At 34.5% G+C, this 12,397-nt stretch carries 10 protein-coding genes; 2 read left to right on the top strand and 8 right to left on the bottom strand.

Translation table 11 applies throughout. The features are described from left to right. Positions 1-10: 10 nt before the first annotated feature. Positions 11-382, bottom strand: coding sequence for a VOC family protein (locus B5P40_RS19330; protein ID WP_113709664.1), 372 nt, complete (start codon positions 380-382; stop codon positions 11-13). A gap of 236 nt (positions 383-618) precedes the next feature. Here B5P40_RS19330 and B5P40_RS19340 point away from each other — a divergent pair, with 236 nt between their 5' ends. Beyond that, positions 619-2,151 carry a BA3702 family sensor histidine kinase gene (locus B5P40_RS19340; protein ID WP_113709665.1) on the top strand — a complete coding sequence of 511 codons (1,533 nt, stop codon included), beginning with the start codon at positions 619-621 and terminating at the stop codon, positions 2,149-2,151. A gap of 136 nt (positions 2,152-2,287) precedes the next feature. Here B5P40_RS19340 and B5P40_RS19345 read toward each other — a convergent pair whose 3' ends face one another. From B5P40_RS19345 to B5P40_RS19370, 6 genes are all read right to left on the bottom strand, one after another. Beyond that, entirely contained in the window at positions 2,288-3,082 is a 795-nt protein-coding gene (locus tag B5P40_RS19345; RefSeq protein ID WP_113709666.1) for a phosphotransferase, read from the bottom strand. Between the two features lie 137 nt (positions 3,083-3,219). Beyond that, on the bottom strand, positions 3,220-3,834 hold the full coding sequence (locus tag B5P40_RS19350) for an alpha/beta hydrolase (protein ID WP_113709736.1): 615 nt from the start codon (positions 3,832-3,834) through the stop codon (positions 3,220-3,222). Positions 3,835-3,861: 27 nt separating this feature from the next. After that, the gene (locus B5P40_RS19355; protein WP_002167825.1) at positions 3,862-4,800 is read right to left on the bottom strand and encodes a ring-cleaving dioxygenase; all 939 of its coding nucleotides are present in this window, start codon (positions 4,798-4,800) and stop codon (positions 3,862-3,864) included. Between the two features lie 340 nt (positions 4,801-5,140). Then, positions 5,141-6,619 (bottom strand): sodium/proline symporter PutP, encoded by a 1,479-nt coding sequence (putP, locus tag B5P40_RS19360; RefSeq protein ID WP_002142737.1) that lies wholly within the window; start codon positions 6,617-6,619, stop codon positions 5,141-5,143. 325 nt (positions 6,620-6,944) lie between these two features. After that, on the bottom strand, positions 6,945-8,513 hold the full coding sequence (locus B5P40_RS19365) for an FMN-binding glutamate synthase family protein (RefSeq protein WP_105589626.1): 1,569 nt from the start codon (positions 8,511-8,513) through the stop codon (positions 6,945-6,947). Positions 8,514-8,580: 67 nt separating this feature from the next. Beyond that, positions 8,581-9,708, bottom strand: a complete 1,128-nt coding sequence (locus B5P40_RS19370) for an alkene reductase (RefSeq protein ID WP_002190396.1) — start codon at positions 9,706-9,708, stop codon at positions 8,581-8,583. Between the two features lie 433 nt (positions 9,709-10,141). Between B5P40_RS19370 and B5P40_RS19375 the strand changes: the two genes are divergently transcribed. After that, positions 10,142-11,236, top strand: coding sequence for an NAD(P)-dependent alcohol dehydrogenase (locus B5P40_RS19375; RefSeq protein WP_002190398.1), 1,095 nt, complete (start codon positions 10,142-10,144; stop codon positions 11,234-11,236). Between the two features lie 538 nt (positions 11,237-11,774). Here B5P40_RS19375 and B5P40_RS19380 read toward each other — a convergent pair. Then, positions 11,775-12,236, bottom strand: coding sequence for a CarD family transcriptional regulator (locus B5P40_RS19380; RefSeq protein WP_170935206.1), 462 nt, complete (start codon positions 12,234-12,236; stop codon positions 11,775-11,777). Positions 12,237-12,397 lie beyond the last annotated feature (161 nt).

Consider the following 12,397-nt stretch of genomic DNA (forward strand, 5'->3'; position numbering starts at 1 on the left):
GGACCTTCACCTAGTTTTTATTTTCCATAAATTCAATTCGATTTCCAAACGGATCTGACACGTAAAATCTGATTACATCTGGTCGTGCATGATCATCTATTACTTCAATACCTTGCTTTATTAACCCTTGTTTAAATTCATTAATTTTCAAAACATAAAAAGCTGGATGAGCTTTTTTAGCTGGATTAAAATTTTTCTCAACTCCGATATGAATCTCTTGATTTCCACACTTAAACCAACACCCACCACGCTTCTTTAATTCCTCCGGCTTTGGAATTTCCTCCATTCCAATTTTATTACCATAAAATTCTCGCGCTTCTTCTTCGCATCCTACGGGTGCAGCTACTTGTACATGATCAATTCCTTGAATATAATTTTTCATATTCCTTCCCCCTCTTCTATTCTAATATTATAAAGAAAACGCATCTCTGTAACTTACAGAAAATTAATAAAACAATATAAGATTCTCTTATTACTACCTTTTATACCTTCCACTAAAAATAAAAAAGAAAATTTACTATGTAATTTCCATTTTTTATAGAAATATATGTCACACCTATATTATAGTTATTAATGGATTCATCTTTTTTTAGATGCTAGTTGTACGGAGGAAATATTATGAGTCGTAAAAAACATTCGTCTACTCAAAAAAAGCGTCACCCAAACGTATCGGGGCGCTTGCGAAACCATATACAAAATCGTTCTTTAGCAGAAATGTATGCATCTCTTTTTGAACATAACCCTGATAGTATTATTTCATTGAATTTAGAAGGAGTTATTTTACATATTAACCCCGCTGCTGAAAGAATATTAGGTTATACTTCTAACGAATTAGAGCAAAAAACAATCACTTCTATTTTAGAAGCACATATTTCTGATCAAGTGCTACAATACATAAAAAATGCTGCAGCTGACAATCAAAAAGAGTATATCGTCTCTATTTATCATAAAGACGGATATTTACTAGATGTCGTAACAAAATTAGTTCCTATTTTTGTTAAAAACCGTTTAACAGGTGTATACGCCATTATGAAACCCCTTGAAAAATCAGAAAGAATTGAGAAAGTATTACAAGAGAGTGAGAAACGATTACGCACATTAATGAATTCAATGCCTGCATTTGTTATTTTTAAGGACCATGAAGGACGCTGGCTTGAAGCGAATGACTATGCGCTTTCTTGTTTCAATTTCCATAACGTTCCTTATCATGGAAAAAGAGATAATGAACTCATTCAATATAACGAAGCATACCGCGAATCTTTTTTGCATTGTGAAGAAGTCGATGAACTAACATGGCAAAAAGGACAAATTCTTCACGGAGAGGAATTTATTATACATAGAAATGATTTCGACCTAGTTTTAAGCATTTCAAAAGTCCCACTCTTCCATCCTGATGGCTCGCGCAAAGGTCTTATAGTGATGGGAAGAGACGTTACCGAACTAAAAGAAACTGAAAAGTTATTACGGAAATCCGAAAAACTTGCAGTAGTAGGACAACTGACAGCTGGAATTGCCCATGAAATTAGAAACCCGCTCACTTCATTAAAAGGATTTTTAACGTTATTACATCCAGAAATAAATGAGGAAAATAAATGGTATGTGGACGTTATGTTGAGTGAAATTTCACAAATGGAATCTATAACAAGCCAATTTATGGCGATGTCTAAACCACAAGTGTTATCCATTCATACATGCAACGTACAAACATTAATTGAAGAAGTTGTAACTTTTATTTTACCAACAGCAATTATGCATAGCGTTCATATCATCATGGATCATTTCGATTATATTTCTGACATTCAATGTGACAGTAATCAATTAAAACAAGTTTTGATTAACATATTAAAAAATGCAATCGAGGCGATGCCTGATGGTGGTAACATATTCATTCAAACAGCTTCGTTAGAAAATGATTTTGTTTCAATACGCATTATGGATGAAGGTTGTGGGATTCCTGAAGAGCGCATGGCTCGTCTTGGCGAACCTTTTTATAGCTTGAAAGAAAAAGGAACTGGCCTTGGCTTAATGATGTGCTATAAAATCATTCAAGAGCATCACGGAAAATTATTCATTTCCAGTGAATTAAACATAGGAACAACTGTCGATATCCAATTACCGATTGCTACAGCTCAGCCTGTAACAAACTCATAACTATGCTACATTAATATAGTAAAAGACATCTGTTATAAGTAGTCGGGTTATTGTGGAAAACATCTACACTAATACGTTAAAAAGCTCAAAGTCCCTATATGACTCTGAGCTTTATTTTTGTATACGATTTATTTTATTAAACCCACTCTTTTCCATGTTTACGAATAAACTGAATATCATTTTCATAATGTTCAAGATGCCCTTCATCTATCATCTTTTGAAAGTTCATATCGCCTTCTAGTGCTTTTCTTTTCATGTATTTACATAATCCTTCTAATCGTAGAAGTACCATCTCCAAATAATCCTCGGCGATGCCATCACTTTTATAGGACTCAAAAAACAATTTAACTCTTTGCTTTATGCGGTCTGCATGCTGTAATGAATTATAATAAACCGCCGCACCTGTTTCCTTATAATAAACTCTACTTAATGGGACACAAGTGTAAAGAGTATAGGCTATGTCCCAAAGTCTTGGTCCAGGACCAGCAACATCAAAATCAATAATACCTACTGGTTTTTCGTTATTAAAAATAATGTTGTATATTGCAAAATCATTGTGGCATACAACCTCTATTTTATTTGGAGTATTATCCATCGGTTTCCAATCATCTGATAACGGGAAATCATTCACAGCATCATGATAAAGACGGAGCATCTTCGCTATTTCTTTTAAAACATCATTAGACCACATGTACTCTTTTAAAGGGTAATTACCAGCTTCTCCTTCAATAAATGATAATATCTCTCTATCTTTATCATCAATACCTAAAAACTTTGGTGCATAACTAAAGCCTTTGTTTTCCAAATGGTTTAATAGCTTATGAATTCGGGTACTGCCTTTCTTTAATTCTCGTCGAACAGTATCTTCCGAACGATATACGTTTGAGACATTCCCTCCCGTTAGCATTTCTTCATTTTCGTAGTTTGACATCTAATAGTCCCCCTCCATTATTCTACATTTTCTTTATATTTTAACATAACTTTCCTATTCTCTTTTAACCCCTTAAATTACAACAAAAAAATCGAGTATAAAATCTTTATGATTTTACACTCGATTTAGTCTACTATTTATGCATGTGAAAATATTTTTTCATACCATTCTGTTGCCTTCTCTACTTCATTCATCGTTAATTGATGTCCTCTATTTTCCCAATGCATTTTTACATTAGCATCTACATTTTCTAATAGCATCTTCAATTCCTCTGACTCAGAAGGTGAACAAATTGGATCATTTGTTCCAGCAGCGATAAATACGAATTTCTCTGCTAAATTAGGTAATTGTATTCCTCTTCTAGGCACCATTGGGTGATGAAGGACTGCACCTTTTAATGCATTTTCGTAATGGAATAATAAGCTCGCCGCAATATTTGCTCCATTTGAATACCCAACAGCTACGATATTATCTCTATCAAATTCATATGTTTTTGCTGCTTCATTTAAAAATTCATTTAATTCCTTCGTACGGAAAACAAGATCCTCTTCATCAAAAATACCTTCTGCTAATCGGCGGAAGAAACGAGGCATCCCATTTTCTAATACATTTCCACGAACACTTAATACAGAAGCTTCCCGATCAATTCTTTCTGCAAGCGGTAATAAATCTAATTCATTTCCTCCTGTACCATGAAGCAATAACAACACTGGTTTTGACGTATCTTTTCCTTTTTGAAAAACATGTTTCATCATATTCCTTTTCCCCTTTCAATCACTTTAATCTAGATTTCTCACTTCAAATGGTAAGAGTGTCTGTTCAATTTGTTTTCTATGTTGTTCATATCGATCCGGTAATTTTAACTCCTCACCCATCGTCTCTAAAGATTCGTCATGGGCAAAACCAGGAGGGTCTGTTGCAATTTCAAATAAGATTTCGCCGTGTTCTCTAAAATAAATTGCGTTAAAATAGTTTCGGTCTTGTACAGGGGTTACACCATATCCAAAGCGAGACACATGCTCTTTCCAGTCTAATTGATCAGCATCATCACTCGCTCTCCAAGCAATATGATGAACTGTACCAACACCCATTTGTCCACGTCCAATTGTTGATAATCTCAAATCGATAATATTTCCAATATCAGCAGAAGAACGGAACCGCATAAACTCTCCCTCTTCTCCTACTTTCTCAAGACCCATAACATGCTCTAACAATTCAGCAGTTTTTTGAGGTTGTGCAGATAAAAGAACAGCACCGCCAAATCCTTTAATTGCTACTTCTGGCGTAACTTCCCCAAAAGTCCAATTATTTAATTCGCCCTCTTCTCTTTCAACTAATTCTATATGCAAACCATGTGGATCATCAAATTCTATATACTGTTCTCCAAACCGAGTCATTTTTGTATACGGTACGTCGAATTTTTCTAATCTATTTTCCCAAAACTCCATTGTACCTTTTGGTACGACATAAGACGTAATGCCTACTTGACCGTCCCCAATAATACCTTGACGAGCACCTGCCCATGGGAAAAACGTAATAATTGTTCCAGGCTTTCCTCCTGTATTACCAAAATAAAGATGATACGTACCTGGATCATCAAAATTCACTGTTTGTTTTACTAAACGCAATCCTAATACACCTGCATAAAAATCTACATTTTCTTGTGGGTGTCCTACGATTGCTGTAATGTGATGAATTCCCATTGTTTTCTTTTCCATTTTCTCCGCCCCTTTTTATTTCATTTTAAAAACTTTTATACATTAAAATTCATTATTCATTTTGTCCATACTGCAAAGTAAAATCCATCGTTATGATTTTATCTTCAATTCGAGATATAAGCTGTGAAATTACGCATTATCTTCTATATCACTGAATTCATCTCGAATTCGAGATAATTCCAAAAAAATATTTACTCCATCTAAAATCTTTATTCGGAAATAAATTATCTCGAACTCAATATTTATTATAAGTTACTTACTTTTAGTTGTCAACAAGCACTTATTTTCATTTTAAATCAAAAGAGAGTAAATGCTAGTTAGCATTTACTCTCTTCGCTAATTATTTCGTTTCCTCTTCCAACACTGCTTCCATCTCGTTAAATTCACGATGAATTGCTTTCACTGGTTCTTTCGTTAATAAACTTACAACTATAACAGCTAATAAACTACAGAAGAATCCAGGTACCATTTCATACATAGTCGCTTTTAAACTTGGAATTTGTACCCAAGTAATAACAACTACTGCACCTACAATCATACCAGCAAGAACGCCCCATTTGTTCGTTCTCTTCCAATATAAACTTAATAAAATGGCGGGTCCGAATGCTGAACCAAATCCTGCCCAAGCATAACCGACAAGTGTTAAAATTGTATCACTTGGATGATACGCTAAAACAACTGCGATCATAGCTACTACTAATACTGACAGTCTACCGATAAATACAAGTTCTTTATCACTTGCGTTACGACGGAAAAATGTTTTATAGAAATCTTCCGTTACAGCACTTGAAATAACGAGTAATTGCGAGGAAATACTACTCATAATCGAAGCCAAAATAGCTGACAATAAAAATCCAGTAATATACGGATGGAATAAAATGTTTGAGAATGTTACAAAGACCATTTCTGGGTCTTGTAATTTCTCATTATTTTTAGCGTAATAAGCAATACCAATTAGACCAGTAAGCATTGCACCTATAATTGAAATCGTCATCCAACCGATACCGATTCTACGAGAAGTTTTTAAATCTTTAACAGAGGTAATTGCCATAAAGCGAACAATAATATGCGGTTGACCAAAATACCCAAGACCCCATGCTAAAAATGAAATAATACCAAGAATTGTAGTACCTTTAAACATATCTAAATGCGATGCATCAACTTGCTTAATCGTATTGAATGTTTCTGTTACACCACCGACATCTGTAAAAGCTACAATTGGCACTAACACAAGAGCAATAAACATAATACAACCTTGCACAAAGTCGGTCCAACTTACTGCTAAAAAGCCACCGAATAATGTATAAGCAACAACGACACCGACAGTTACAAATAAACCAATTTTATAATCAAGATTGAAAGAATTCTCAAACAAACGTCCACCTGAAACTAAACCAGCTGACGCATAAAATGTGAAAAACACTAAAATGACGATAGCGGAGACAAAACGAAGTATTTTCGTACGATCTTTAAACCGATTTTCTAAAAAATCTGGAATCGTAATTGAATCATTTGCCATTTCTGTATACGTTCGCAAACGCGGGGCAAGAATTAAATAGTTTGCATAAGCACCTATTAATAAACCTATCGCAATCCATACACTTGATAATCCTGTTGCATACATCGCACCAGGTAATCCCATTAGCATCCAACCACTCATGTCAGAAGCACCAGCTGATAAAGCTGTAACTGCTGGACCGAGTCCCCTTCCCCCTAACATATAATCTGATAAATCGGATGTCTTCTTATAAGACCAATAGCCGATATACAACATACCTGCCATATAAATAGCAAGCGAAACCATAATCTCAATCTTCACCAAATCTCTCCCTTAGTTACATAAGCCATTCAAAATTTCGAAAAATGACTTTTTCTATTTTCTTGTTTTCGCTTATGGTTCCCTACCTTAACAAACATTTTTTGTTCTTTCAAGTGAACAAGCCCTTTTCACTACATGTGAAAACCTTTATAAACGCCTTTATCCCAGTGGATTACCCGGTTTTTAAAAGAAATTAAAGTAAAAATAATCAGAAAATAAAATAGCGTTTTTTCACACCTTATTTTCATTCGTTTATTAGTTGAATTTTAAAAGAAAAAAGCCATACGAATGTATGACTTTTAATGTATTAAACATAGCTTATCTTCTATTTACTAGTAGGAAACAATTCTGAAAGAGGAACTATCCGCCCCACCTCATCTTTAAACACAATATGCTCTCTCGTTAAATGGCGCGGGCTCTTTACTCCCGCTGCTGCCGCTAATGAAAACAAACTATATCTCATACTAATAACATAGTTCATTACTCGCCATTTTTTCTCATACGGATCTAATGCTTTTTGGTAGTGTGGATTCGTAGTTGCAACCCCCGATGGGCATTGCCCTGAATTACATTGAAGTGCCATAATACAACCGCTTGCCATCATGAATCCACGTGCTGAATTTACGGCATCTGCACCGATAGCTAAAGCAATCGCTACTTTATCTGGCGTGATTAATTTCCCGGAGGCAAACACCTTTAATTTATCCCTGACACCGTAATGATTTGCTGTATCAATAAATGTAAGTAATGCCGGTATAAGCGGAAGCCCCATACTATCTGCCATCGATTTATATGTTGCCCCTGATCCACCTTCTGAACCGTCGATTGTAATAAAATCTGGATAGATGTTTAATTCTTTCATTGCTTTTAATAAATCTTCCAAAGGCTTCTGTTGACCAATTACAATTTTCATGCCCACTGGTTTACCACCGTTTTCTTGTAAATCTTGAATAAAATATAAAGCCTCTGCGGCACTACTAATAAATGAAAAACGATTTGGCGAATTAATCGTTTCTCCTTCTCGTACTTTCCGAACGGAAGCGATTTTCTCATTTACCTTCTGTCCTTCTAAATGACCACCACGTATTTTTGCTCCTTGCCCAAATTTCAATTCAAACGCTTTAATATTACTTTCTTTCGCCTTCTCCATAAATTCCTTCATCGAAAAATTCCCGTCCTCGTCACGGTATCCAAATAATCCCGGACCAATTTGGGCAATGATATTTGCACCGGTATGTAAATGTTCCGGTATTACACCACCTTCCCCCGTATTAATCCACGAACCGCCAGCCATCTTCGCGCCAAATCCACTTGCCAAAATATAATTTTCTCCAATCGCACCGTAAGAAGTTGCTGATGCGCCAAACATGCCATACAGTTTCCACGGATATTTGCGGTTTTCACCGACGATAATTGCATCGTCTTCTTCATATAACCAAAGATTCGTTGTATCCGCTGTCAATTTTTCTCTTCGTGAAAATAACCCTTCTTTATGAATCACATACTTTTTCCCTTCACGTTCTTTCGTTACATTCACACTTAATTCATCTGTTAATTTCGGAAATAATGTATTAGCGATATAATATCCAGATGCATCAAAATCTCGTTTCGATCCAAAACCGAGTATTTCTGAACGGTATTTTGCTAGAAACATTACACTTTGAAAATCATAACGTGAAAAGGGCTTTCCATCCGTATCATGATCAAACCAATATTGCCTAAATTCCGGTCCTATCTTTTCAAGTAAATAACGCATCCTTCCTAAGTATGGATGTAACTTTAATATAGAATGATGCGTCCGTTTTTTAATAAAAAATGTAATAATAAAAAAAATGATTAATAGTAACATCAATAAGAGCAATATACTAATAATAACGAGTAGCGTTTCACTCATCCCGCTTCCTCCTATGAAAATCCATAATAAAAGGAGAACACCTGATGTGTTCTCCTTTTATCTTTATTCAAATTAATGTAGCAAGATGCCCTTTCGCGTCATATTCAACCAAACTTTCAGCATTTTTAATTCGCTGCACAAAATCTGGATTAGCGATTAATGGTCTTCCGAACGCCGCTACATCAATTGTTCCTTCTTGCAGTGCTTCTTCTGCCTCTTTCGGATTCAAATTACCTACTCCTACGATAGTACTATCCCAATACTTTCTTACTAATTGATGAAAATTCTTACCGTCAGCAATAACTTGCGTATAATTCATCGTTGAAGGGTGAATCATCGTTAATCCAACTTCTTTAAACATATTTACAAACGTTTCAATTGCAAGTTCAGGATGTTCCCACATATAAGTAGGATTATCACCTTTAAAGGCAGAGAAGCGAAGAAGCGTTTTATCAGCTCCAACTGCTTCAATTACAGCCTGAACAACTTCTTTCATAAACGTTAACCTTTGTTTTAAGTCCCCGCCGTATTTATCAGTACGCTTATTCGCAAATTCATAAGTAAATTGGTCAATTAAATATCCGTGTGCACCGTGAATTTCTACACCATCAAATCCAGCTTCGATTGCGTTTTTTGCAGCCTGTGCATATTGATCGACAACTTCTTTTATTTCTTCTATTGTCATTGCTTCTGGTGTATCAAACGGTTTACGAAAACGCGGAACATTACCCTCCGCAGCAATAGCAGACGGTGCTTGCGGCATTTGACCACCAATTATTTCGTGATGACTCATACGTCCAACATGCCATATTTGAGCAATAATCGTTCCGCCTTCTTTATGTACTGCCTCTGTAACAGGTTTCCAAGAATCAATTTGCGCTTGTGTATAAATACCTGGTACTCCCGGATTCCCTTTTGCTCTCGGGCTAATGACAATTCCTTCTGTAATAATTAATCCAATCCCATCAGCAGCACGTTTTTGATAATACTCTACTACATCAGTACCAACTACCCCAGTCTCATTATTTGCAAAACATCTCGTCATCGGTGCCATCGCTATGCGATTACGAAGAGACCAAGATCCAATTTGAATCGGATGAAATAACTTCGTTTCTTCAATATTTTCAAAAGACCCCCAAGCGTTTATATTTGTTCCTTCATAAATACTTGCCGCTTTATTATTTGAACTTGTCATTTTTCTTCCCCCTAAAAAAATCTAACTATAATCGCATCATACTTACTTTTAGATAGTAACGTCAATTTATACGCTCTTACGTAGGAATATTCGTATAATAAAACTAACCGTTTTTAACTTTAAGGATTCTGAAATTCAGGAATCTGCTGTTTATTCTAATGTCCAGTAAGTGGATGAGGAAAATACTTATTAAGTGGATGTTTTCTTTTTTTCTAGTTTTATTACTATAGAATATATCGGTAATTAATTATTTAACTATTTACTAACCAAAAAGAACCTGTTTCCAATGTACTATGTTCAAACTTACACTAACGAGGTTTCAATAATTCATTTGTTTTTTAAATTATACCAACGAAATTTTAGGAACTAATAAAAGACTCCTAGATAGTTGAAAGTATTTTTTCTTATTTAATTTTTAGAAAGAAGGATAACAATGAAAACAAAAGCTATCGTTTCTACACCTGAAAAAGATTTTAATATGCAAGAAGTATACTTAAACGATATTAAAGACGATGAAGTATTAGTAAAAATTATCGCTTCGGGTATATGTCATACAGATGCAACAGTTTTAGACGGTACAATGCCAACACCAAAACCAGTTGTTTTAGGACATGAAGGTTCTGGTATCGTGGAAAAAGTGGGAAGTAATGTAACATCGGTTACACCTGGTGACCATGTTGTACTTGGATTCGCTTACTGTGGTCATTGTGAAAATTGCTTAGATGGTAATGCTGCTGCTTGCGAAAATATGATTGAATTAAACTTCTCTGGAAAAAACAAACGCCATGTAACACCTATACACGATCTTAACAATAATGACATTTCTCAATTCTTCGGCCAATCTTCATTCGCATACCATGCCGTGGTTGATGAGAATAATACTGTAAAAGTACCAAAAGATGTTGATATACGTTTGTTAGGACCACTTGGTTGTGGAATTATGACTGGTAGCGGTACGATCCTAAATTCATTACAGCCAAAACCAGGTAGTAGCCTAGTTGTATTTGGAACCGGTGCTGTTGGCCTTAGTGGCTTAATGGCAGCTAAAATTGCTGGATGTACTACAATCATTGCCATTGATATTCATGATAGTCGTTTAGAATTAGCGAAGGAATTAGGGGCTACACACACGATTAATAGCTTAAACGAAGATCCAGTTGCCAAAATTAAAGAAATTACAAACGGTGGAGCTAATTACTCATTTGAAACAACTGGCGTAAATACTGTTACACTGCAATCCATTCAATGCTTACGAGTAAAAGGTACAATGGCAACTGTTGCTGTTGGTAAAAAGGATTTAACTTTAAACGTAACAAATGAAATTGTCGTAAAAGCTATTACAATTAAAGGGGTAGTTGAAGGTGATGCAGTACCGCAACTATTCATTCCAAAATTAATTAATTTCTATCAAAAAGGACTATTCCCATTCGATAAGTTTGTACAATTCTATTCTTTTGAAGAAATTGCTCAAGCATTTGAAGATTCTAAAACAGGAAAAACGATTAAACCTATTATCGTAATGGAGTAACATTTGTTTACTTTTTCCCGATAACTAACAAAACAAAAATATCCTGAAATGGAATAAATAAAATTAAAAAGGTTTCCTAAGTAGGAAACCTTTTTTAGTTGACCATATAAGGCTAACAATTCGTTTATCTCTTTTAAATAAAGAAAATAAACAATTATTATCTCCTCACATATGGAAAATCTCTTAACAATAGAAGTGGGAGTGGTTCAGTATTCTTCTAAAAATAATAACTTATATACCTAAAACAATGAAAGCCCTACCTCTCTTTCATCCTTACGGCTCCTCGTCCGTGCCAGTGTGAATCAGGATTGCAAAAATCAAGTAACTATTTTATCGAGTTATTTAATTAAACTTCGAACATTCGTAAAAGAAATTAAAAAATAAAAATGGATTAAATTGTAGTAATAACAAAAGAGGTTAATGCTCTAAAAGTGGTTTGAAAGAGTTGAATGTCTTTGAAATGATTGATTTTCTATAATTATATTCCCAAAAAATTCAAGATCTTTTTTGGGATGTAATACATTATCTACAATGAATCTTAACAAAAGCTTTTTATTTGATTTTCTGTGATACCTTCAATTAATCCCAGCTCACTAATCAAAAATTCATGTGCGTTATCTAACATTTTCTTTTCGCTTGCATTAAGTGCTTTTTCTTTCTGCATACGTAATAAGTCACGTACAACTTCAGCACCTTCTTGTATTTTACCCGTTTTTATTTTATCAGTGTTCAATTTATACCTTTGTTTCCACGTAAGTAATCTATCTGATTCCCCATGCTGAAAAATATCTATTATGTTTGTTAATGCCTTTATATCTGTAACTGGTCGTATATTTGAACTCAATATTTTCCCCATAGGAATCATTACTTCCATATTACTAGCCGACATTTTTATAACATAATACTGTCTTTTTTCTCCTGAGATTTCCTTTTCTTCTATGGCTTTAATTATACCTGCTCCGTGCATTGGATAAACGATGTTATCGCCAATTTGAAACAAATAATCCACCTCCATATATGGTAACCTTCTCAATCTTAACATACATTTATTTTTTTAGCAAAATTTTTATAATATCACAAAATTATTTTCTATGTCAATTTATTTACACATAAAAATTCAAGCTGTACAGAAACACTAAAAAACCCGCGATTTTGTTACAT

This window comes from Bacillus sp. SRB_8, assembly GCF_003264205.1.
GTDB lineage: Bacteria > Bacillota > Bacilli > Bacillales > Bacillaceae_G > Bacillus_A > Bacillus_A mycoides.